Source organism: Asanoa sp. NPDC049475 (genome assembly GCF_040676915.1).
Taxonomy (GTDB): domain Bacteria; phylum Actinomycetota; class Actinomycetes; order Mycobacteriales; family Micromonosporaceae; genus Asanoa.
Genome location: NZ_JBFAPY010000001.1, coordinates 312,993 through 334,190, shown reverse-complemented (window position 1 = coordinate 334,190; position 21,198 = coordinate 312,993). Strand labels below are relative to the sequence as shown.

The following is a 21,198-nucleotide window of genomic DNA, read 5'->3' as shown; positions in this document are numbered from 1 at the left end:
TCTGCTTCCCGCTCTGCTAGCTGGTCGGCCGTTGCCGGCCGATCCGTCCCTTGGCGACCTTGTGCTGCGCGGCCTGGGCCAGGGGCCGGACGACGATCCGGTCGATGTTGACGTGCTGCGGCCGAGTCGCCGTCCAGGCGATGCAGTCGGCCACGTCGTCGGCGGTCAGCGGCATCTCGACCCCGGCGTAGACCGCGTCGGCGCGCTCCTGGTCGCCGCGGAATCGCTTGGCCGCGAACTCGTCGGTGCGCACCATGCCCGGGTCGACCTCGACCACTCGCACCGGGCGGCCTGCCAGCTCGAGCCGCAGCGTGCCGGTCATCGCGGTCATGCCGTGCTTGGCGGCGCTGTAGCCGCCCCCGCCCTCGTACACGATGAAGCCCGCGGTGGAGCTGACCATCACGATCGTGCCGGCCTCGGAGGCCTCCAGCTGCGGCAGGAGGGCCTTGGTCACGCGCAGCGTGCCCAGCACGTTGACGTCGAACATCCACTGCCAGTCGTCGACCGAGCCGTGCTCGACGTAGTCGAGGCCGATCGCGCCGCCGGCGTTGTTGACCAGCAGGGTGACCGGCTCGTCCGGGCCGCCGGCCTCCCGCCCGTACGACTCGGCGAGGTCGGCCACCGCCTCGGCCAGACCCACGACCGACTCGTCGGAGGTGACGTCGCAGGGCACCGCGACCGCACTGCCGCCGGCGTCGGTGATCTGCGTCACCAACTCGGCCAGCCGGTCGGCTCGCCGGGCGGACAGGACGACGGTGAACCCCTCGATGGCCAGGCGGCGGGCGGTAGCTGCCCCTATCCCGCTGGAGGCACCGGTGACGATGGCGATCGGCATGCCGACAATCCTCTCCCATCCCGTGGCGCGCCTCATTGCCGGATGAAGTCCGTCACGTATGTCTCCCGCCGAGTAGGCGTAGCCACCCGTCCGTGGGGAAGATGTCGCCTGGGGGAGAGGTTTATACATGGGCGCCCGGCGATGCCGGGCCCCCGGCTTGGAAGGAGCAGATGTGGTGCAGGCGCCGTCCGGCGTCGGCCGGCAGCGAGGACCCAAGCCCTGGCCGCTCCCCCGACGCATCGCCACGCTGTCCGTTCACACCTCACCGCTCGACCAGCCCGGCACCGGTGACGCGGGCGGCATGAACGTCTACGTCACCGAGGTCGCCCGCCGGCTCGCCGAGGCCGGTGTCGAGACCGAGATCTTCACCCGGGCCACCTCCAGCGACCTCCCGCACACCGTCGAGATGGCGCCGGGCGTGCTGGTCCGGCACGTCATCTCCGGTCCGTTCGAGGGCCTGGCCAAGGAAGACCTGCCGGCGCAGATGTGCGCCTTCGCCACCGGCGTGCTCCGCGCCGAGGCGGCACACGCGCCCGGCTACTACGACCTGGTGCACTCGCACTACTGGATCTCCGGGCAGGTCGGCTGGCTGGCCCGGGAACGCTGGGGCGTGCCGCTGGTGCACTCCGCGCACACCCTCGCCAAGGTCAAGAACGCGCAGCTCGCCGCCGGTGACCGGCCCGAGCCGCTGGCCCGGGTGGTCGGCGAGGAGCAGGTGGTCGCCGAGGCCGACCGGCTGGTGGCCAACACGACGTTCGAGGCCCGCGACCTGATCGACCGGTACGGAGCCGACCCCGACCTGGTCAGCGTGGTCGAGCCCGGCGTCGACCTGGACCGCTTCACGCCTGGCGACAAGGGCTCCGCCCGGCGCCGGCTGGGGCTGCCCGAGCGCGGCCACATCGTCGCGTTCGTCGGCCGGATCCAGCCGCTCAAGGCACCCGACGTGTTGCTGGCCGCGGCCGCCGCGCTGCACGCCCGAGACCCGGAGCTCGCCCGCGACCTGACCGTGGTGATCGTCGGCGGCCCGAGCGGCACCGGCCTGGCCCGGCCGGCCGCGCTGATCGAGCTCGCGGCCTCCCTCGGCATCAGCCACGCCGTGCGCTTCCTGCCCCCGCAGACCGGCAGCGACCTCGCCGACGTCTACCGCGCCGCCGACCTGGTCGCCGTGCCGTCGTACAACGAGTCGTTCGGGCTGGTCGCCGTCGAGGCGCAGGCCTGTGGCACCCCGGTGGTCGCCGCCGCGGTAGGCGGCCTGGTCACCGCGGTCCGCGACGGCATCAGCGGCGTGCTGGTCGACGGCCACGACCCGGACGACTGGGCGCGTGCGCTGGGCGGCCTGCTGGCCGCGCCGGGCCTGCGGGTCGAGCTCTCCCGGGGCGCCGTCGCGCACGCCAGCGAGTTCTCCTGGTCGCGCACGGCGAGCGGGCTGCTCGCGGTTTACGGTGGTGCGGTGACGGAGCATCGAGAGCGGCTGACCGCCCGGCTCGAGGGCGAAGCGGCGGCGTTGGGCGCGGGCGCGGCCGCGTGGTGAGCGGCCCCTCGCCGGCCGAGGTCGCGGCGCTGATCGAGCGGGTCTGCGCCGAGCGGGAGCTCGCGTACGAGCCGACCGGCGAGCTGTCCTACGTGGTGACCCTGCCCGGCACCCACAAGCTCAAGACCACCTGCAACCTGATCGTCGGCGAGCACGCCCTGCGGATCGAGGCGTTCGTGATGCGCCAGCCGGACGAGCGGCGCGAAGAGCTGTGGGCCTGGCTCCTCCAGCGCAACGCCCGGATGTACGGGGTCGCCTTCTCCATCGACCAGGCCGGTGACGTCTACTTGACCGGCCGGACCGGCCTGGCCGCGGTCACCGAGGACGAGCTCGACCGCTTGCTCGGCGCCGTGCTGAGCTATGCCGACGACTCGTTCGACACGATGCTGGAAATCGGCTTCGGCACGGCGATCCGGCGCGAGTGGGAATGGCGCGTCAAGCGCGGCGAGTCCACGGCGAACCTCCAGGCGTTCACCCATCTCTTCGAGCCCACCTCACCTACTGGGCGGTAAGGACCGATGTGATGGGCGAGACAGGCATTCTCGCTTGTCCACTGATCTCGTCGAGAACTACCGTTCTTCTTGGCGCCACGCTCGAGGGGTTTTTGGGGTAGCCGCAGGCCGCGAGGCCCGGCACGCGAGCGCAAGCGTTGGGGGTACGGTGGCCAACCCGTTGGGGGACGGTCGGCCACCTGAAACCGGCGGGCGAGCGGGCGACGCTTACGGGGGTGGGCGTCGTTCGCCCCGCTGGTTGGCCCATCCGCTTCTGACATGATCAAGCGCGTGTCTCGTCCGCCGCAGATCTTCGCCGTCTCGCCCGCTGCCCGTCCGGCCGGCACGCCGCCTGGCCGGCGCAGCGCCCTTCTCGACCACGCGATATCGCTGACCGGCGTACCCCGGGCCAAGGTCTGTTTCGTCACCACCGCGGTCGGCGACGACCCGGCGGCGATCGCCAGCCTCTACGCCGTGCTGCGGGACTCCGCCGACGCCGAGCCGAGCCACTTACAGCTCTTCCCCCAGCCCAACGTCCGTGACGTGCGGTCGTTCCTGCTCTCCCGGGACCTGATCTGGGTCAGCGGCGGCAGCGTGGTCAACCTGCTGGCGGTCTGGCGGGCGCACCGGCTCGACGAGATCATGCGCGAGTGCTGGGAGGCCGGCGTGGTGCTCGGCGGTGGCAGCGCGGGCAGCATCTGCTGGCACACGGGCGGCACCACCGACTCGTTCTCCGACGACCTCGACCCGGTGACCGACGCGCTCGGCTTCCTGCCCTACAGCAACGGCGTCCACCACGACTACACGAGCCAGCCCCGGCGGGCCTTGTTCCAGCGGTTGGTGGACGACGGGACCTTGCCCGCCGGGTACGCCACCGACGACGGGACCGGGCTGCACTATGTCGGCACAGAGCTGGTCGAGGCGGTCACGTCCGCTCCTGGGGCCGACGCGTACCGCGTGGAGGCCGGCGTGCACCGGCCGCTGAACGCGCGCCGGATCGCCGAGCAGCCGGTCTAGTCCGCCTGTAGCTCGGCGGTTCCCGTTTTCGGCGCGTCGGTCGCTGCTTCCGGCTCCTCCAGGCTGCCGTACTTGGCCAGCATCAGGCTGGAGGCGATCGCGAGGGCGAAGCCGACCGCCGCGACCGGGATGAAGCCGCGCCGGGTGGTGTCGCCAAGCGCGAGCACGCCGACCACCGACGGGAGCACCGTCTCACCGATCACCAGGCCGGCGGTCACGGTCGTCACCGAGGCGCGCTGGAGGCCGATCGTGTAGAACACGAAGGCCAGGCCGCCGGCGACCACCAGCGTGTAGATCTCCGGACCGCTGAACCAGTCGACGAAGTCCACGTCGGAGATCGACCGCGCGGCCAGCGCCACGATCCCGAAGAACAGGCCGCCGACCAGACCGAGGGTCGCCGCTCGCAGCGGGTCCTCGAGCTTGAGCGCGGCCAGGCCGAGCAGGGCCAGCACGGGCACGGCAATGGTCACGCCGATCCGGAAGCCCCACGAGGGCTGGTCGGCATTCTCGTGGCCGGCCGAGACGCCCAGCAGCGCGAGGCCGACGCAGACGCCGCCGACCGCGAGCCACTGCACGGTGCCGAGCCGCAACTTGAGCAGCGGGATGGCGATCACCGCGGTGACCGCGAGGCTGGCCGCCAGCGCCGCCTGCACGAGGAAGATGGGCAGGCTGCGCAGCGCGATGAACTGGGCCACGAAGCCGGCACCGTCCAGGGCCAGACCGAGGATGTACGGCCACTGCGCGAACACCCCGACCAGCGACTTCGCGCTCACGGTGTCCGAGCTCGGCGCCCGGCGGGCGGCGACCGCCTGGAACACCGACGCCGAGCCGTAGCAGATCGCCGAAACGATCGCCAGGATCAGGCCCATGAGGTGACCGTACGGGCGACCGCCTCCTTTTTGGGCGGTTTAGCCGGCTATTTAGAGGTCTCCGCGCTCGGCTCCACCGGGCTCGGGCTCGTGTCCGTGGGGCTCGGCTCCGGGCTCGGTGTCTGGTCCTCGGGCACGGCGCTGGGCGGGATCGTCGGCTGCGGCGCCTCGCTGCTCTTCGGCCCGGCGCTCCTGGGTCGTGGCGACGGCGCGGGCGAGGTGCTCGCCATCGGCACGATCGTCGGCGCGCCGTCGTAGACGTCGTACTGGGCGGCCGGCGAAGGCACCTGCTCGTGCGGCGCGGTGCCCATCGCCCCCGACCCACCGGCCGGCGTGCCGGTGGCCTGGCGCTGACCGAGCACCCAGCCGGCGGCGACCACGACGGGCAGACCGAGCCCGAGGATCAGCGCGAGGACCTTCTTCGGCGTGAGCTGCACACCGGATACACCGCTCAGGACGGTCGCGAGGTTACGGCCCGTGACCTCGCTCGTCGTCGGTTCTTCGCCGGCCGGGCCGGTCATGTGGCGACGAGCACGACGGCCGGCTCGCTGCCGGCCGTCGACGGGGTCACCTCCGCGGCCGGCGTGCCGGTCGCGGCGGCCGGCTCGCTCTGGCTCTCTTCACCGTCGCCGCCATCACCGCCATCACCGCCGTCGCCGCCGGAAGCCGGCTGGTCGGTGCCGCCGGCCGACTCGGTGGTGCTCGGCGTGCCCGCAGGCTCGGCCGTCTCCGGGGCTTCCGTGCCGGGCGTGGTCGTGTCGGGGGTCTCCGGGGCGTCGGTGCCCTCGGTCGGCTCGGTGCCGGCGGTCGGGGCGCCGGGTGCGGTGGCCTCCTCGGCCGGTGCCGGCGCCGCCCGCATCGCGCCGAGCGTGACCACGATCCGGCCCTTCACCTCGGCCAGCGTCGCGTCGAACGTGACGTCGGCCGGCACCGTCGCGGGCGGCACCGCGAGCGGGCCGAAGACCCGGGTCGCGCCGTCGTCGACCGTCAGCACCGGCTGCGCGCCGGCCTCGGCCACCACGATGACCGGGCGGGAGGCGCCGTCCCAACCGGTGATGACGTCGGCCGGCGCGACCGGAGACCCACCGGCGTAGGTCAGCGTGTCGTCCGTGCCGAGCACCCCATCGGTGCCCGGCTGCACGGTCCACGCGGGTGGGCTGCCCGGCGCGGGGTCGGCGGCGGGTTGGGCGGGGTCGCCGATCGCGACGACGGCGGGACCTGCGGCCGGGCCGGCCGGCTTCTCGACCGCCGGGTCGGGGACCACCACGGCCTTGCCGTCGGCGGCGACGATCACCGCATCGCTCCTGGCACTCTCCGGGCCGGTCCACCCGCCCTTGACCGGCACGACCGAGTAGCGCCACGAGCCGGTCGGCACACCTGAGTCCGCACAGGACTCCTTGGCGACGTTCTCCTCGCAGGTGCCGCGGGGCTGTTGTCTCGAGCCGGCCAGGTCGTACCGCTGGATGCGGTAGCTGTCGACCTTCCGCTCGCCGAACGTGTTGGGCATCCACGACACGGTCACCACGTTGCCGGCGGCGCTGACCACCGGCTTGTTGCCGGGCGAGAGCGTCGCGGTCTCGGCGGTTAGCACGACCTCGTCGCTCTGCACGCGCCACGCGGCGATCGCCGCCCCGGCGCCGGCGACCAGGGTGACAGCGGCAATGCCACCGAGGACAGCAGGGGACGTGGCGATCAGTCTCTTCACTTGTTCACCTTCGTGGCTACACCGGTGATCCGGATGGTGAAGGTGACCGCCGAGCATTCGTTGGTCACCGAGGCGGGCATCCGGATCGGAATCGAACCGGCATCACGCGACTGACGGGCGCGCACCGTTAGGGGCAGCCAGCCCTGGTGCGGGCCGGCGGCGAGGTTGCCCGAGTGGGGCGGGCAGATGGGGCTGGAGCTGTCGACGACGTCAGCGCGCAGGCTAGTAACCCGCAGGTCGAACGTGTACGGGTTCCGGACCCGCAACTTGCCCGACCGCTCGGAGCCCGGGTGGAGGCCGGACACCGTCGTCCCGTCGATCACGAAGGTGTGCGCCTCGTCGCCGGTCAGCCTGATCTCGGCGCCGGCGGGGCCGGAAGCGGCCAAGGCGTCCGCCAGCGCGAGCGCCACCGCACCCGCGGCGAGGGACGTCGTCAGCTTCACGACGACCTCAGTCCGGCAGGCCGACGCCGGCCAACGCGAGCGTGATCTCGAACGATGCGCCCATGCAGGACTCGGGTGCGTTGTAGACCATCTCGACCGCGTCCTCGACCACGAACGTCTCGCGGCCGCCGTCGGCCTCGATGCGCTCGCCGATCGGCTTCTTGGTCGCCTTGAGCCGCACGTTGCCCGCCGGACACCCGGCGGCGTGCGCGGCGTCGACGACGATGTCCGTCGCCTGCGCGAACGACTGCACCTCGACGGCGAACTCGTTGGGGTTGGTCACGCTGATCTCGATGTCGGCGGTGCCACCCGGGAACAGGCTCCCCGTCGGCCGGGCCGTCGCCTGCAGCGCGGTCACCTCCGCCGCCGTCACCGTCGCGGTCCCCTGGCCGGTGACCGACCACGCCGCCCACGCCACGCTGGCGATGCCGGTCACGATGACCGCGACCAGCGTGATGATGGCGGTGCGCTGGGACATGTTGCGCATGGACGCTCCTACGCTCATTGCTGGGCTCGGCGGGCGGCCGGGCCGAACCGGCCCCGCCGCCCGCCGACGGCGATCAGGCCGCGTTCTGGCCCGAGTAGAAAATGACCACCTTGAAGTCCGCGCCCTGGCATCGCTCCACGTCGCGGTCCATCCGAACGGCGTCTTCCAACGTGTAGGTCTTGTGGCCCGGCTCGACCCGGACCGGTCGCCTGGGCAACTCGACGCTGATCGCGTCGTCGCAGTGCTCCGACCTGGTGCGGACGGTCGCCTCGGCTTCCGTGATAACGACCGGGAACGGGTTCGGGTTGTAGATCTCGACCCGCAGGTCCTTCTCCGCACCCGGGTAGAGGCCGTTGACGTCCCGCGTCTCGACCTCGATCGGCTTGATCGAGGCGGCCGAGGCCTGGACGGTGGTCCGGCCCGAGAACTCCCACCAGGCCCAAGCGGCACTCGAGGCGCCGAGCGTGACGGCTGCGGCGACTGCGACGGTGACTGTCCGCTTGTTGAACCTGCGCATGGCGGGAGTCCTTTCGAATGGGCGAGATATGTCGGCGCCGGCCCGGTGGAGGCGGTCCGGCGCCGATGACAACCTTGCCCAGAAGACGCTTATCGTTCAAGCAAGCAACCGTCCGACCTTTGCTGTGCGCAAATAGCACAACTAAACCCTGACGGCCTAACCCCTTAGAGTGACCCAATATGCCCGTTAAGCCCGTTTCATGGGGTTTCCGAGGTCGTGGACAACGCTCTGAGCTGGGAAAACACGGTCCTAGCAGGTCCCGTGGCGTTAGCAACGACCGGCGTGGCGAAACGCTCTGACCTGCGGATTCTTCTCCCGGCCTGGCTGCGGTCGAGCGTGAGCTCCGCTCCGGGCAGGTTATTCAGTCCGCAATGTGGCGCAGTGCCGGAGCGATTCTTGACCGCTTTTTCGAGAATGATCTGCGCGCTTTATGCGTTGCTTAAATTCTCGGCCAGGGCCGAGCAATTATCGCGTTCAAGGGGGTCACCTATTCGGGGTCATCCGGTCCGACCGATGGGATCGCTTGTTGGCGAGCAACCACGGACCGTGTTCTCTATGCCACGAACTCGCCGCGTTCGGGCAGAGTCTCCTATGTCGCCGCAACGGCCGGAAAATCCGGTTTGTCCGCGATACCCGCCATGAACACCGAGCCGGCCCGGTTACGCCGGCCCGCCCTAGGAGACCTCCCTTGCAGAAGCGTTCGAAGCGCATCCTCGCCGCCACCCTCGCCGCCGCGGGCGTCCTCGCCGTCTCGGGCGTCGCATACGCGCTCTGGTCCCAGTCCGACGCAGGAGACGTCGTTGGCGGCAAGAGCGAGACGTTTGAGCCCTTCGAGGTCACCGGCACCTGGCAGGGCCGGACCCTCTCGGACACCACCACTGCGGATCACGGCCTCATGCCGACTGAGTCCGGCATCGTTCAGCTCAGCATCCCCGTCTCGTCGGAAAACACGATGAACGCCAGGATCACCAGCATCACCGGACAGATCAGCGACATCGTCAACGACGACCAGAACGGCTGCGCAGGCTTCATGACCCTTGGCAGCTACACGCCGACGACCACCATGGGCCCGTCGGCCACCTCATACACAATCAACCTGAACAAGGCCGTCACGCTGAACGCCGACGCCCCTGTCGGCTGCCAGGGCATGGAGTTCACCACTCGGTGGACGGTGACGCTTGACCCGACGCGCTCCGGCCCATCGCAGTCCGGCGGCAGCACCTTCAGCCTGAACCCGACCGCCCCGTAGCGACGGCACATCGAGCGGCCCCGCACCTCTGTTTAGGTGCGGGGCGCTTCGTCGTCTAGGCGACTGGTTTTGTGTAGCGGTGGCAGGGGACGGGGATTGGGCCGTCGGCCGTGCTGGCTAGGTAGTCGAAGAGGCCCGCGTCTGACCAGCCGCTGCGTTCGTAGAAGCGGCGTGCTCGGCCGTTGCCCGCCGCCACTGCCAACCAGGCCTCCGCGTAGCCCTCGGCCGCTACCTGCCGCTCGGCCTCCGCCAGCAGGACCCCGGCGACGCCGGAGCCGCGGTGGGCACCAGCCACGTACACCTGCTCGACCTCGTCGTCGACCACCTTGACGAAGCCCGCGATCGCCGTGCCGACCAGGGCCACCGTCGTGTGCGGCAGGCCCTCGACCGTGCGGGTCCGGAAGGTCTCCGGGGTGCGGACCGCTACGAGAGCATCGGGCACGTTGCCCAGGTGACCGTCGGCCCAGCCTCGTTCCCAGATCTCGGCGAGCGTCTCGGCGTCGGTCTCGGCCGCCGGGCGGAGGGTCACTTGAGGCATGGGCCGAGGCTACGGAACTGTCGTACGGCGCCGCTACGGTCCTCGTATGTCCGCACCCGGCGACGTCCCACCCGCGATCCTCACCAGGTTGCGGGCGATCTGTCTCGGCCTGCCGGAGGCCTACGAGGAACCAGCCTGGATCGGCATGCGCTGGCGGATCCGGCAGCGCACCATCGCCCACGTCTACACCCGCGACGACGGCAGCGTCGTGATGACCTTCCGGGCGCCCGACGACGAGGTCGCGGCGTTCGCGAGCGGGGGGCCGCCGTTCTTCCGCGCCGACTGGGGCGGCAACGTGGTCGGCATCACCTTCGGCCGGCGCACCGACTGGGTCGAGGTGGGTGAGCTGTTGACCGAGAGCTACCGGCTGATGGCGCCGAAGAGGCTGGCGGCACGACTACCCGAGCCGGCCGGATAGCGCGATTCGCCGCACGCCAGACAATCGCCCGCGCGATGATCTGGACATGGCAAACGCGTGGATTCCGGTCATCGGCGGCCCGCAGGACGGCACTCAGATCGAGGTGCCCATCACCGACGGCCTGCCGCCGAGCCCGCTCACCCACGAATGGCGTTGGACCGGCCCTGACGGCGAGAAGAAGGTCACCGAGACATATGTGGCCGACGACGCACCCGGCAGCGACCCCCCATGGCGCTACGTGCCGGAGCGCTGAACCACGAGGACGCCGCGACCCGACGCCCGGATAGCCCAGAAGTCGGACGGGCCGGCACCAGCAGCCATGATCAGGTGGGCTGGCCCAAAGCTCCCGGCACCCGTGCGCGCGACACGGAAGTACGCTTAGGGGCATGTCCACGAGCGCGCCCATTTTCTATGACAATGTCCTCTGGGGCATCAACATCGTGTTCTTGATCCTCGCACTGGTGCTGATCGGCGTCGCGTTCGTGCACTGCCTCACCCAGCGGGGCGACGCGTTCGCCGCCATCGGCTCGCTGCCCAAGGGTGGCTGGCTGGCGATTCTCGGCATCTGTCTGTTGCTGTCGTTGCTGCTCTCGAACCGCACGCTCAACCTCTTCCAGTTGATCGGCATCGGCGCGGCCATGGTCTACCTGCTCGACGTGCGACCAGGGCTCAAGGATCTGACTGACGGCAAAGGCTTCTGGTGAGGGACTTCCGCTGGCCCCCACCGCCCGACGGGGGTCCGCGGACCTACGGGCCAGGCCCGAGCGCCCCGCGCAGCGGGCGCCCCACCCTGCCCGAGCCCGAGACCGAGGTCGTCGCCACCCCGCACGGCGTCCGCCTCGAACGCCTGGTCACCGGCGCCGGCAACCCCACCACCGTGTTCGCGCACGGCCTGGCCAGCGGCATCGCGGTGACCCGCCCCTACGGCAGCGCGGTCGCCGGGCGCAAGGTCTTCTTCCAGTTCCGCGGCCACGGGCGCTCCGACGCGCCGCCGGGACCATGGTCGTACGCCGACCTGGCCCGTGACCTGCGCGCGATCTCCGACCTCTCGGGCGCGACCCGGGCGCTCGGGGTCAGCCTGGGCGCCGGCGCGCTGACCCGGCTGGTCGCCGACAACCCGGACCGGTTCGACCGGCTGGTCTTCTTCCTCCCGGCGGTGCTCGACCTGCCCCGCCCGGCCGCGGTCAAGGCCCGCCTGGCCACCCTGGCCGACGCCGTGGCCTCGGGTGACGTGGCCGCGGTCGCCGACGCGATCTCCGTCGAGTTCCCGCCCACGCTGCGGGGCACCCCGGCGGTCTGGGCCTACCTCCGGCAGCGGATCGACCAGCTCATGCGCGACGGCCTGGCGAAAGACCTGGACTCGCTGGCCGAGCAGGTGGCGATCCCCGACCCGGCACCGCTGCGCAACGTGACCGCCGAAGCCTTGGTGATCGCGTGCGCCGGCGACGACCTGCACCCCGTGGCGACGGCCGAGCGGCTCGCGGGAGCGCTGCCCAACGCCACCCTGCACGTCTACGACCGGCCCGGCGTGGTCTGGACCGACCGGGCGGACCTGCGTACCCGGATCTCGGACTTCCTCAACGCCCCGGAGTAGTCTGCCCGGTCATGGGCGTTTCCGAGCACGGCCGCACACACCGCCTCGACCTGATCGACCCGACGCTGCGCGAGTGGGAGTGCACGGTGCTGCACTCGTCGCCCGACGACGGCATCGTCCTGGACCGGTCGGCCTTCTACCCGGGCGGCGGTGGCCAGCCGCCGGACCACGGCACGCTGCTCTGGCAGGGCACCCAGACCCGGATCGTCGGCACCCGCAAGGGCGACGACCTCTACCTGCTGCCGGCCGAGGGTGACCCGCTGCCACCCGTGGGCGCCAAAGTGACCGGCGCCGTCGAGGATGCCCGCCGCACGATGCTCATGCGTACCCATTCCGGGTTGCACGTGCTCTGTGGTGTGGTCTTCCGCGACTTCGGCGCGCTGGTCACGGGCGGCAACATGGAGCCCGGCGAGGCCCGGATGGACTTCAACCTCCCCGAGGTGCCGCCGGACTTCAAGCTCAAGCTGGAGGAGCTGGTCAACACCGAGGTGACCGCCGACCGGGCCGTCGCGGTGAAGGTCCTCCCCCGCACCGAGGCGCTGGCGCTGCCCGACATCATCCGCACCCAGTCCAACCTGATCCCCGCCGACGAGCAGGAGATCCGCATCGTCGACATCGTGGGCCTCGACGTGCAGGCCGACGGCGGCACCCACGTCGCGTCGACGCGCCAGATCGGCCGGGTGCAGGTCGTCAAGGTCGAGAGCAAGGGCAAGGCCAACCGTCGGGTACGGGTCCGGATCGCCGACTGATCCCTCGGGTACGCGAAAGGGGACCGACCAGCTGGTCGGTCCCCTTTTCGGTGTGGCGCTTACGGCTTGGCGGTCTTCTTCGGGGGCGTGGTCGGCGCGGTCTTCTTGGCGACGGCCGGCTTGGGCTCGCTGCTGTGCAGGGTGCCGTGCCCGTTGCTCTCCGACTTCGGCTGGATCGGCTTGCCGGTCTCCACCATGTCGGCCTGGACGGTGTCGGCGGCCTCCACGATGCCGGTGCCGACGACCTTCTCGCCGCGCGCGACGAGCTCGCCGTAGAACGCGATCGCCCGCTCCTGCATCTCCTGGGCGGTCACGATGAACTGGCCGGCGTTGCGCATGGCCAGGTCACGCAGGCGGTCCACGTCGAGGTCCTCGCGACGCAGCTTGACCGCGCGCTCGTTGGCCTGCCGGTAGGCCTTGGTGGCCCGCTGGCGCAGCTCGGTGGTCGTGGTGAGCACCGACTGGCGCAGTTCCGCACCGTTGTTGGCGGCCTTGTCGCCCAGGTCGTTGGCATACGTCGGCAGCTTGAGCAGCTGACGGTAGGCCATCTCTCCGGCGCCGGCGGCCGCGTACAACGGAGCCGGAATGCGGGTCGTCTTCGGCTGGGACATCAGTTCTCCTCCTCGGCGGCCCTTGGTGCCGCCTTCTTCACGGCCTTCTTGGCCGTTTTCTTGACCACCGGCTTGGCGGGCTCCGCCGCCGGTGTTGGGGTGGCTTCTGTGTCGTCGGGCCAGCCGGTCGGGGCCTTCGTGGGCCCACCGGCGGCGCGACCGGCCGCGGCAGCGGCGGCGTCGGCGGCGCGCGCGGCCTGGGCGGCCGCCTCGCTGGCGGCTTCGGCCTGCTTGGCCGTCTCCGCCTCCGCCTCGGCGTGCCGCGCGTTCTCGCGGCGGAACGTCTCGTAGATCTGGCTGAGCGACTGTTTCTGCGCGATGGTCAGCTCGGAGTCGGCGGCGATGGCGGTCAGCACGCCATGGCCTTCCTTCTCCTCGAGCAGGCCGGCACGCAGGTACATCACGGGCGTCGACACCCGCAGGGCGTTGGCCAGCTGCTGGAGCACTTCGGCGCTGGGCTTGCGGAGCCCGCGCTCGACCTGGCTCAGGTAGGGGTTGCTCACGCCCGCCTGCTCGGCGAGCTGGCGGAGCGAGATCTGCGCGTTGCGCCGCAGGTCTCGGATGAATCCCCCCACGTCGCGGGGCAGATCTTTCGAGGGCATGGCAACGACGTTAGCTCCGCTTGCTAGCTGCTGCAAGCGAAACGCTAACAGCAGTTAGCAGGACCACAATGTCGGGAAACGGACCTACCAGGCGCTGTGGAGTGCTCCGACCGTTTGACCGCCACCCAGCACCGGCTCCGCGGCGGCCTGCTCCAGCGCCTCGCCCGTCACGCCGATCCGGCGCAACGCCGACACCAGCACCGGCCGGTTGCCGCGGTGGGCGCCGTCGTCCATCTTGATCGTGACCGCGCCGGCACCCGGCACGGCGACCGCCATCACGCCTTCGGCGCCGGCCTTGACGAGCATTCCGGGTACGGCCGCCATCAACTTCAGTTCCACCGTGTCGGTGCCCGAAACCAACTCCGGGTGGGCGCGCATCGCGTCGGCGACGGAGCGCTCGTCGCTGCCCGGCGCGGCCTCCACGAGCGTGCCGAACGCCCGGGCCAAAGCGGTCAGCGAGATGCCGAGCAGCGGGGCGCCGCAGCCGTCGACGGCGGTGGCGACCACGTCCTCGCCGGCGACGTCGGCCACCGCGGCGGTGAGCGCCTTCTGCAGGGGGTGGTCGGGCGCCAGGTAGCCCTCGGTCGGCCAGCCGGCCGCCACGCAGGTCAGCAGCATGCCGGTGTGCTTGCCGGAGCAGTTCATCTGGATCCGCGACGGCCCGCCGCCGGCCCTGATCACGTCGGCCCTGGCGGCCGGGTCCAGCGGCAGGTCGGGTGGGCAGCGCAGCGCCGACTCGTCCAGCCCCACCGAGCGCAGCATCGCGGCGGCCCGGTTGACGTGGATGTCCTGGCCCCAGTGGCTGGCGCAGACCAGAGCCAGGTCGGCCGGGTCGGTCAGCCGCAACCCCGCGCGCAGCATGCCGACGGCCTGCATCGGCTTGTTGGACGAGCGCGGGAACATCGGCGACTCGACGTCACCGGCGGCGGCGACGGTGTTGCCGGACGCGTCGAGCACCACCACGGAGCCGTGGTGGTAACCCTCCGAGAAGCCGGAACGGACGACCTCGGTGAGGCGTACGCCGCCTTCGTAGAACTTGCCCATGGCTGCGACCGTACCCCTGCCCTGTCAGGAGTTGGTCTTGAGCCCGAGCAGCTCACGCGCGTCGGCAGGCGTCATCGGCGGACGCTGGGCGAGCTGCGCGAAGCCGACCGCGCGGGCGACGAGCTGCATGTTGGACTCGACCGGACGGCCCTTGGCGTACGTGACGGTGTCTTCCATGCCGACCCGAAGGTGCCCGCCGGCCGACAGCGACGCGAGCATGACCGGGATCGTGGTGCGCCCGATGCCCGTGGCCGAGAAGGTGGTGCCCTCCGGCAGGTTGCGCACCTCGTTGGCGCAGGCGACCAGGGCGGCCGTCGTGCCGGGCATCCCGCCCGGCACGCCCATCACGAAGTCGACGTGCACGTGCCCGCCGGCCGGCAGCCCGTGCTTGCTCAGCAGCCGCTCCAGCGCGGCGAGGTGGCCGAGGTCGAAGATCTCGTACTCGGGGACGATGCCCCGCTCCTGCATCCGGGTGTGCAGGTCGACGACGAACTCCCAGCGGTTCATGAACACGTCGTCGCCGAAGTTGACCGTGCCCATCGTGCAGGAGGCCATGTCGGGCTCGGCGTCGAGGACGCGCAGCCGGTGAGCCTCGGGGTCGGTCACCGCGCCGCCGCTGGAGAGCTGCACGATCAGGTCCGTCGACTCGCGGAGCGCGGCCACGGTCTCCCGCAGCCGGCCGAGGTCGAGCGTCGGGCGCGCGTCCTCGCCGCGGATGTGCACGTGGATCACCGAGGCACCGAGGGCGGCGCACTCCTTGGCCGTCACCACCAGCTCGTCGAGCGTGACGGGCAGGGCGGGCACGTCGGACTTGGCCGACTCGGCACCCGTCGGCGCCACCGTGATCAACGTCGTTGTTGTCATGGGCGTCAGCCTAAACGGAGGCTCAGCTAGGGTCGATCGCCGCCGTGGACTCGCCGACCCGCAGCGTGGCGTCGTCGGGAACGTTGCGCTTGAGTACGGCCAGCGCGACCGCGCCGAGCTCGTGGTGGCGCACGGCGGTGCCGACGAACCCGACCGTGCGGCCGTCGGAGGTCACCTCGGTGCCCTTGGCCGGCGGCTGGTCGGTGGTCACGCCGTCGAGGTGCAGCAGCACCAGCCGGCGCGGCGGCCGGCCGAGGTGGTGCACCCGGGCCACCGTCTCCTGGCCCCGGTAGCAGCCCTTGTCGAGGTGCACGGCCGGGCCGATCAGGTCGACCTCGGCCGGGATCGTGCGGTGGTCGGTCTCCCAGCCGAGCCGCGGCAGGCGGGCGGCCACCCGGGTCGCCTCGTACGCCCAGAGACCGGCCGGCGCGATGCCCGCGTCGAGGAGCTTGCGGGTCGTCGCGGCGAACTGGTCGCGCGGCACCAGCACGTCGACGCCGAGCGCGGTGCGACGCGCCCAGCCACCACCCGGCAGCGCGCGGACGTCGTAGATCGTGGTCGGCCGCGGCGGCGCGTCACCGGCGGAGAACTTGGCGCCCGGCACGGCGACCGCGTCGGGTGCCGCCAGCGTGCCCAGGCTCTCGTCGAGCTTGGCGGCGGCCGGCACCGCGTTGGGGCCGACCAGGGCGAACATCGCGTATTCGGCGGTGGCGTCGCGCGGGTCGACCTTGGTGAAGAACCGCATCATCTCGAGGTATTTCAGCAAGCCCGCGGTCGCGCCCGGCTCCGTGTCGAGCCAGGTGGTCTCGCCGTCCTCGGCGACCAGCGCGTGCTGCTCGACGTGCCCGTGCGGCGACAGCACCAGCAGCTCGCTGCCCTGCCCGGCGCGCAGGTCGGCCAGGTGCTGGGTGGTCAGCGTGTGCAGCCAGGAGGCCCGCTCCTCGCCCGGCACGGCGATCACGCCACGGTTGGACCGGTCGACCAGCGCGACGTCGTCGGCCAGCAGCCGCTGCTCGCGCACGGGGTCGCCGTAGTGTGCGGCCACTCCCCGGTCCGCGCTCTCCTCGTCGATGGCCTCGATGGCCACCGCGCCCGGTGCGTCGATCATCCCTGCTCCCGCCCCTCACAAGCCCCGCAGTCGCCGAACAGCGCCACGTGCCCGACGTCGACCCGGAACCCGCGCTCCGCGGCGAGCTGGTCCACCAGTGGTTGGAGGACCGACGGTTCGATCTCGGTGACCTCTCCGCAGGACCGGCACACCAGGTGGACGTGCTGGTGGTTCCCAGCCGCGTGGTACGTCGGTGATCCGTGCGAGAGGTGCGTATGGGTAACCAGCCCGAGGTCCTCGAGCAGTTCCAAGGTGCGGTAGATGGTGGTGATGTTCACACCGGCGGCGGTCTCGCGGACCGCGTTGTGCACCTGCTCCGGTGTCGCGTGCCCCAGCTCGTAGACGGCCTCCAGGACGAGCTGCCGCTGCGCTGTCAATCGCAGCCCACGCGCCCGGAGCACTTCAGCAAGCGAGGAATCCGACACCATCGAATAATAGTTCGCCGCATTAACTGGTCTTGGCCCAGCGGTTCGCGAACTCACCCACGTACGGCGCGGGCCCGGGCAGCGGTGCCGCGTCGGGCTGGAACAGGCCGGCCATGAGCAGTCCGAGGTAGCGACGCCGAAGCTCGCCGCGGCGCTGGTCGTCGCCGAACCGGATCGCGGCGATCATCTCGAAGATCTGCCCGAGATCGGCCAGCGCGAGGTCAGGTCGGACCACTCGGGCCTCGTGCAGGCTCTCGACGAGCCGCTGGTTGAGCTCGCCGGCCCGAATGGCGTTGCGGGTGTGCTCCTCGGTCGGCTCGAACGTTCCGGCCAGCTTCTGGGTCAGCGAGTGCGTGTCGGCGTCGACGACCCGCACCATGAACGTCTTGAAGGTCTCTGCCGGGTCGGCACCCGCGTCCAGGGCCGCGTTGGCCTCCTCGGCGAGCTCGACATAGAGCAGCAGGCCGTCGAGACAGAGCTTGGCCAGCAGTTCCTCCTTGCTCGGATAGCGGCGGTAGAGCGCGCTGATGCCGACGCCGGCCTTGTGCGCCACGGCGGCGATCGGCGCACTGGGGTCGGCGATGAAGACCTCGCGCGCGGCATCGAGGATCACCGAGTCGTTGCGGGCGGCCTGGGCGCGGCGGCCACTCAGCGGGACGGTCGTCATGCGTACAACACTACCACTCGAACGGAACGAAAAATTCTGTTCTGTTTCTCGGTTATACCGTGGAACAGATCGTTCCGCTCTGCTAGCCTGATGGCGGAACAGTTCATTCCGCTCCGTCTCGGAGGTAGCCGTGAGCACCGTCGTCCTGGATCCCGTCACCGTCACTCCGCCGGCCGCACCGGTCGCCGCCGCTCCGGTCCGTTCCCGCCGCTGGCTCGGCCTCTTCGCGATCCTGGCCGCCACGATCATGAACCTGCTAGACACCACGGTGGTCAACGTCGGCGCGCCGGCGATCCAGGCCTCGCTGGGCGGCAGCTACACGAGCCTGCAGTGGGTCGCCGCCTCGTACACGCTGGCTCTGGCGGTCGGCCTGCTCACCGGCGGGCGGCTCGGCGACATGTTCGGCCGGCGCCGCGTCCTGCTGGTCGGCGTGGTCGGTTTCGTCGCGGCGTCGCTGATGTGCGCGGTCGCCTGGTCGCCGGAGAGCCTGATCGCCGCGCGGGTGGTGCAGGGCCTGTTCGCGGCCGTGATGGTGCCGCAGGGCTTCGGCCTGATCCGCGACCTCTTCCCGCCGCACGAGATCGGCAAGGCGTTCGGCACCTTCGGCCCGATCATCGGCTTCTCGACGATCCTGGGCCCGGTCGTGGCCGGCGCGCTGATCGACGCGGACCTGTTCGGCACCGGGTGGCGGATGGTGTTCGCGATCAACCTGCCGCTGGGCCTGTTCGCACTGCTGGCCGGCCGCGCCGCACTGCCGACCGCGACCGCCCAGCGCGATCGCACCCGCCTCGACGTGAGCGGCGCCCTGGCCGCGGCGATCGGCCTGCTGCTGCTGGTCTTCCCGCTGATGCAGGGCCGCGAGCTGGGCTGGCCGATGTGGACGTTCGCGATGATGGCGGCCGCGGTGCCGGTCCTGGTGGCGTTCGCGGTGCGGCAGGTCCGCCGGTCCGGCTCGGGCCGCGACCCGCTGGTGGAGCTCCGGGTCTTCACGCGCCGCTCGTACGCCTCGGGCGTGCTCTTCGTGATCTTCTTCTTCGGAGCCATCGCCGGCTTCTCGCTGGCCGTCGGGATGTTCCTGCAGCTGGTGCTCGGCTACAGCCCGATGAAGGCCAGCCTGACGATGGCGGCCTGGGCAGTGGGCGCGTTCGTCGGCTCGGGCTTCGGCAGCACGATGACGAACCGCCTGGGCCGGCACATCCTGCACATCGGACTGGCCCTGATGCTGGTCGGCACCGCGGCGCTGTACCCGGTCTTCCAGCTGGACGACCTCGGCATCCGCCAACTCCTGGTGCCGCTGCTGGTCTACGGAATCGGCATGGGCATGATCTTCGTGCCGCTGTTCGGCATCATCATGGGCGAGGTCCGCGACGACGAGGTCGGCTCGGCAGCGGGCATCCTGGAGTCGCTGCAACAACTGGGAGCGGTCCTCGGCGTAGCGGTCCTGGGCACGGTCTTCTTCGGCCGCATCGACGTGGGCGTGGAACGGGTGACCCTGATCGCGCTGGCCCTGACCGCGATCACCTTCGCCCTCGGCTTCCTGCTCCCCCGCAAGGCCCGCGCCTGACGATCACCTGAACGAACAGCGCCCCCTCCCACCGGAGAGGGCGCTGTTTTCTGGAGCCTTTGCTCTGCACCCATATACGCACCACCGCTCTGACCTGCGGTGCGTATATGGGTGCAGAGCAAAGCCGGTGGAAGACACCCCGGAGGGTGTCCGGTTCGTCAGCGCTGGAAATTGAAGAGGCGGCGGCCCGGGACGAGGGGGCGGGGCGGGCCCGTGTTGCGGTGGGCGCCGACGCCGTAGTCGGCGTCCGGTGGTGAGACCGAGAGTGGCTCGAAGCCCGCCGCGGCGAACCAGTCCAGGATCTGGGGCACCAGGTCGGGTTCGCGGCGGTGGCGGGTCCAGATCACGACTCCGCCGGGCGCCGCGAACTCCGGTGCTGCCGCCACCGTTGTCGCGATGTCCTCGTCCGAGATGTTTCCGAAGATTCCGCAGAACAGGACCACCTGCGCCGGGACCGCACCCGTGTACGTGTCGGTCAGAGCCGCGTCGGCCTGGATCACCTCTACTCGCGACGGGAGACCCGCTGCCGTGGCTCGGGCGCGGTCGGCCAGCACCGGGTCGAGCTCCACCAGGCGCGCGTCGACGTCGGCGGCGCGCGGGTGGGTAGCGAGGACCCCGAGGAGGTCCCGGCCCTCACCCGCGCACATGCTCACCACGCCGATGCGGCCGGGTGGGGCCTCGTCCAGGGCCAGGCGGATCTGCTCCCGCACCGCGACCAGTCGGCGCGAGATCGTGGAGTCCGGGTCCGCGTAGCCGGTGTGCCAGTCGACCCAGTCGCGGGCCATCAGTAGACCAGCGCCTGGGCTCCGTCGGTCAGGGCCTCTTCGACGAAGGCGGCCGCGCCCGCGATGCGTACGCCCGGGATCACGTCAGCCTCGGTGATCTCCCGGCGGGCGGCGCACTGGGTGCAGAGGGTGACGCGGCCGGCGGCCAGCACGGCGGCGAGCAGATCCTGGAGCGGTGCCGAGTGCGGCAGTTCGAAGGTCTCCGCCCGACCGGGGAGCGCGAACCAGGACGATTCACCGGTCAGCCACAATGAGACGTCGGCCCCGGCGGCAACTGCCGTCGCGGCGACGGTGAAGGCCTGGGCACACCGCTCCGGCGCGTCCGCTCCGGCGGTGACCTTGACGATCAGGGTACGAGCCATCGGCTCAGCATAGGATCGTGCACGTGGTGACCGAGATCGGGTTCGTAAGCCTGCTCGTGGCAGGTTTCGGCGCGCTGGCGGGTGGTCTGGTCTACCTGGCAGCACGCGTAGCAAGGGGCAGATGGTGACCGACGAGAACCCGATCGAACCCCCGCCGTGGCTCAACGCCCCGCCGGTGGATCCGTATCCGTTCGTGGAGACGTACGACCTGCGCGAAGGGCCTGACCTGCACCCGGCGCTGCAGCCGCTGCTGCCGTACATCGGCCTGTGGCGCGGTCGCGGGCGTGGTGGCTTCCCGACGATCGAAGACTTCGACTACGGCCAGGAAATCAAGATCACCCACGACGGGCGGCCGTTCCTCTACTACGAGTCGCGCGCCTGGGTGATCAACGAGGAGAACCTGCCGGTGAAGCCGGCCGGCCGCGAGACCGGCTGGTGGCGCCCGGTGATGGTCGACGGCCGGGGCACCGGCGAGCTGGAGGCGCTGATCACCACGCCGAGCGGCATCATGGAGATGCACATCGGCAAGATCGACGGCACCCGCGTCGAGATGGCGACGGACCTGGTCCTGCGCACGCCGACCGCCAAAGAGGTGACCGCCGGCCACCGCCTCTACGGCATCGTCGAAGGCGCCCTGCTCTACGCGCAGGACATGGCGGCCCTCGGCCAGCCGATGTCGCCGCACCTGTCGGCCCGCCTCACCCGCGTCGGCGGCTGACCGAA

General features: G+C 71.1%; 29 protein-coding genes. 12 read left to right on the top strand and 17 right to left on the bottom strand.

Going from position 1 to position 21,198, the window contains the following annotated elements; translation table 11 throughout:
- Positions 1-16 precede the first annotated feature (16 nt).
- Positions 17-835, bottom strand: coding sequence for an SDR family oxidoreductase (locus tag AB0J88_RS01615; protein ID WP_364359851.1), 819 nt, complete (start codon positions 833-835; stop codon positions 17-19).
- Between the two features lie 172 nt (positions 836-1,007).
- Here AB0J88_RS01615 and mshA point away from each other — a divergent pair, with 172 nt between their 5' ends.
- The 3 genes from mshA (at position 1,008) to AB0J88_RS01600 (ending at position 3,874) form a co-directional block, all read left to right on the top strand.
- The gene (gene mshA / locus AB0J88_RS01610; RefSeq protein ID WP_364359848.1) at positions 1,008-2,366 is read left to right on the top strand and encodes a D-inositol-3-phosphate glycosyltransferase; all 1,359 of its coding nucleotides are present in this window, start codon (positions 1,008-1,010) and stop codon (positions 2,364-2,366) included.
- Entirely contained in the window at positions 2,363-2,878 is a 516-nt protein-coding gene (locus AB0J88_RS01605) for a YbjN domain-containing protein (RefSeq protein WP_364360186.1), read from the top strand. Before mshA ends, AB0J88_RS01605 begins: the two co-directional genes overlap by 4 nt.
- A gap of 270 nt (positions 2,879-3,148) precedes the next feature.
- Positions 3,149-3,874 (top strand): peptidase E, encoded by a 726-nt coding sequence (locus AB0J88_RS01600; protein ID WP_364359845.1) that lies wholly within the window; start codon positions 3,149-3,151, stop codon positions 3,872-3,874.
- Here AB0J88_RS01600 and AB0J88_RS01595 read toward each other — a convergent pair.
- From AB0J88_RS01595 to AB0J88_RS01570, 6 genes are all read right to left on the bottom strand, one after another.
- A complete protein-coding gene (locus tag AB0J88_RS01595) occupies positions 3,871-4,743 on the bottom strand; it encodes a DMT family transporter (RefSeq protein ID WP_364359842.1) in 873 nt (290 codons plus the stop codon). The genes AB0J88_RS01600 and AB0J88_RS01595 overlap by 4 nt on opposite strands.
- A gap of 47 nt (positions 4,744-4,790) precedes the next feature.
- Positions 4,791-5,264, bottom strand: a complete 474-nt coding sequence (locus tag AB0J88_RS01590; protein ID WP_364359839.1) for a hypothetical protein — start codon at positions 5,262-5,264, stop codon at positions 4,791-4,793.
- The gene (locus AB0J88_RS01585) at positions 5,261-6,448 is read right to left on the bottom strand and encodes a hypothetical protein (RefSeq protein ID WP_364359836.1); all 1,188 of its coding nucleotides are present in this window, start codon (positions 6,446-6,448) and stop codon (positions 5,261-5,263) included. Before AB0J88_RS01585 ends, AB0J88_RS01590 begins: the two co-directional genes overlap by 4 nt.
- Complete coding sequence (locus AB0J88_RS01580) at positions 6,445-6,891, bottom strand: hypothetical protein (RefSeq protein WP_364359833.1); 447 nt, start codon at positions 6,889-6,891, stop codon at positions 6,445-6,447. Before AB0J88_RS01580 ends, AB0J88_RS01585 begins: the two co-directional genes overlap by 4 nt.
- 7 nt (positions 6,892-6,898) lie before the next feature.
- Positions 6,899-7,378 carry a hypothetical protein gene (locus AB0J88_RS01575; protein ID WP_364359831.1) on the bottom strand — a complete coding sequence of 160 codons (480 nt, stop codon included), beginning with the start codon at positions 7,376-7,378 and terminating at the stop codon, positions 6,899-6,901.
- Between the two features lie 73 nt (positions 7,379-7,451).
- A complete protein-coding gene (locus tag AB0J88_RS01570; protein ID WP_364359828.1) occupies positions 7,452-7,895 on the bottom strand; it encodes a hypothetical protein in 444 nt (147 codons plus the stop codon).
- Positions 7,896-8,583: 688 nt separating this feature from the next.
- Between AB0J88_RS01570 and AB0J88_RS01565 the strand changes: the two genes are divergently transcribed.
- Positions 8,584-9,144 (top strand): hypothetical protein, encoded by a 561-nt coding sequence (locus tag AB0J88_RS01565; protein WP_364359825.1) that lies wholly within the window; start codon positions 8,584-8,586, stop codon positions 9,142-9,144.
- 55 nt (positions 9,145-9,199) lie between these two features.
- On the opposite strand, the gene AB0J88_RS01560 is transcribed toward AB0J88_RS01565, so the two are convergent.
- Positions 9,200-9,682 (bottom strand): GNAT family N-acetyltransferase, encoded by a 483-nt coding sequence (locus AB0J88_RS01560; protein ID WP_364359822.1) that lies wholly within the window; start codon positions 9,680-9,682, stop codon positions 9,200-9,202.
- A 46-nt stretch (positions 9,683-9,728) separates the two neighbouring features.
- Here AB0J88_RS01560 and AB0J88_RS01555 point away from each other — a divergent pair, with 46 nt between their 5' ends.
- The 5 genes from AB0J88_RS01555 to AB0J88_RS01535 all read left to right on the top strand — a co-directional run bounded on the left by AB0J88_RS01555 (position 9,729) and on the right by AB0J88_RS01535 (position 12,443).
- Positions 9,729-10,100: an MmcQ/YjbR family DNA-binding protein gene (locus AB0J88_RS01555; protein ID WP_364359819.1), complete on the top strand. Its 372-nt coding sequence runs from the start codon at positions 9,729-9,731 to the stop codon at positions 10,098-10,100.
- A 46-nt stretch (positions 10,101-10,146) separates the two neighbouring features.
- On the top strand, positions 10,147-10,353 hold the full coding sequence (locus tag AB0J88_RS01550; protein ID WP_364359816.1) for a hypothetical protein: 207 nt from the start codon (positions 10,147-10,149) through the stop codon (positions 10,351-10,353).
- A gap of 133 nt (positions 10,354-10,486) precedes the next feature.
- Positions 10,487-10,804, top strand: a complete 318-nt coding sequence (locus AB0J88_RS01545; RefSeq protein WP_364359813.1) for a DUF2516 family protein — start codon at positions 10,487-10,489, stop codon at positions 10,802-10,804.
- Positions 10,801-11,694, top strand: a complete 894-nt coding sequence (locus AB0J88_RS01540) for an alpha/beta hydrolase (protein WP_364359810.1) — start codon at positions 10,801-10,803, stop codon at positions 11,692-11,694. Before AB0J88_RS01545 ends, AB0J88_RS01540 begins: the two co-directional genes overlap by 4 nt.
- Positions 11,695-11,705: 11 nt before the next feature.
- Complete coding sequence (locus tag AB0J88_RS01535; RefSeq protein WP_364359807.1) at positions 11,706-12,443, top strand: alanyl-tRNA editing protein; 738 nt, start codon at positions 11,706-11,708, stop codon at positions 12,441-12,443.
- 59 nt (positions 12,444-12,502) lie between these two features.
- On the opposite strand, the gene AB0J88_RS01530 is transcribed toward AB0J88_RS01535, so the two are convergent.
- The 7 genes from AB0J88_RS01530 to AB0J88_RS01500 all read right to left on the bottom strand — a co-directional run bounded on the left by AB0J88_RS01530 (position 12,503) and on the right by AB0J88_RS01500 (position 17,764).
- Positions 12,503-13,054 (bottom strand): hypothetical protein, encoded by a 552-nt coding sequence (locus tag AB0J88_RS01530; protein ID WP_364359804.1) that lies wholly within the window; start codon positions 13,052-13,054, stop codon positions 12,503-12,505.
- Positions 13,054-13,656 (bottom strand): helix-turn-helix transcriptional regulator, encoded by a 603-nt coding sequence (locus AB0J88_RS01525; RefSeq protein WP_090791581.1) that lies wholly within the window; start codon positions 13,654-13,656, stop codon positions 13,054-13,056. The genes AB0J88_RS01530 and AB0J88_RS01525 overlap by 1 nt, the downstream gene beginning before the upstream one ends.
- A gap of 84 nt (positions 13,657-13,740) precedes the next feature.
- Entirely contained in the window at positions 13,741-14,700 is a 960-nt protein-coding gene (locus tag AB0J88_RS01520; RefSeq protein ID WP_364359801.1) for an asparaginase, read from the bottom strand.
- A gap of 24 nt (positions 14,701-14,724) precedes the next feature.
- Entirely contained in the window at positions 14,725-15,564 is an 840-nt protein-coding gene (locus AB0J88_RS01515; RefSeq protein WP_364359798.1) for a 3-keto-5-aminohexanoate cleavage protein, read from the bottom strand.
- A gap of 22 nt (positions 15,565-15,586) precedes the next feature.
- Entirely contained in the window at positions 15,587-16,672 is a 1,086-nt protein-coding gene (locus AB0J88_RS01510) for a folate-binding protein (RefSeq protein WP_364359795.1), read from the bottom strand.
- Entirely contained in the window at positions 16,669-17,100 is a 432-nt protein-coding gene (locus AB0J88_RS01505; RefSeq protein ID WP_364359792.1) for a Fur family transcriptional regulator, read from the bottom strand. Before AB0J88_RS01505 ends, AB0J88_RS01510 begins: the two co-directional genes overlap by 4 nt.
- 19 nt (positions 17,101-17,119) lie before the next feature.
- Positions 17,120-17,764 carry a helix-turn-helix domain-containing protein gene (locus tag AB0J88_RS01500; RefSeq protein ID WP_364359789.1) on the bottom strand — a complete coding sequence of 215 codons (645 nt, stop codon included), beginning with the start codon at positions 17,762-17,764 and terminating at the stop codon, positions 17,120-17,122.
- Positions 17,765-17,894: 130 nt separating this feature from the next.
- Between AB0J88_RS01500 and AB0J88_RS01495 the strand changes: the two genes are divergently transcribed.
- On the top strand, positions 17,895-19,328 hold the full coding sequence (locus AB0J88_RS01495; RefSeq protein WP_364359786.1) for an MFS transporter: 1,434 nt from the start codon (positions 17,895-17,897) through the stop codon (positions 19,326-19,328).
- A 158-nt stretch (positions 19,329-19,486) separates the two neighbouring features.
- Here AB0J88_RS01495 and AB0J88_RS01490 read toward each other — a convergent pair whose 3' ends face one another.
- A complete protein-coding gene (locus AB0J88_RS01490; RefSeq protein ID WP_364362180.1) occupies positions 19,487-20,113 on the bottom strand; it encodes a class I SAM-dependent methyltransferase in 627 nt (208 codons plus the stop codon).
- Positions 20,113-20,475 carry a DsrE family protein gene (locus AB0J88_RS01485; protein WP_364362179.1) on the bottom strand — a complete coding sequence of 121 codons (363 nt, stop codon included), beginning with the start codon at positions 20,473-20,475 and terminating at the stop codon, positions 20,113-20,115. The genes AB0J88_RS01490 and AB0J88_RS01485 overlap by 1 nt, the downstream gene beginning before the upstream one ends.
- 23 nt (positions 20,476-20,498) lie before the next feature.
- Here AB0J88_RS01485 and mtfM point away from each other — a divergent pair, with 23 nt between their 5' ends.
- Positions 20,499-20,603 (top strand): small membrane protein MtfM, encoded by a 105-nt coding sequence (gene mtfM / locus AB0J88_RS01480; protein ID WP_275408206.1) that lies wholly within the window; start codon positions 20,499-20,501, stop codon positions 20,601-20,603.
- Positions 20,600-21,193: an FABP family protein gene (locus tag AB0J88_RS01475; RefSeq protein ID WP_364362182.1), complete on the top strand. Its 594-nt coding sequence runs from the start codon at positions 20,600-20,602 to the stop codon at positions 21,191-21,193. The genes mtfM and AB0J88_RS01475 overlap by 4 nt, the downstream gene beginning before the upstream one ends.
- Positions 21,194-21,198: the final 5 nt, after the last annotated feature.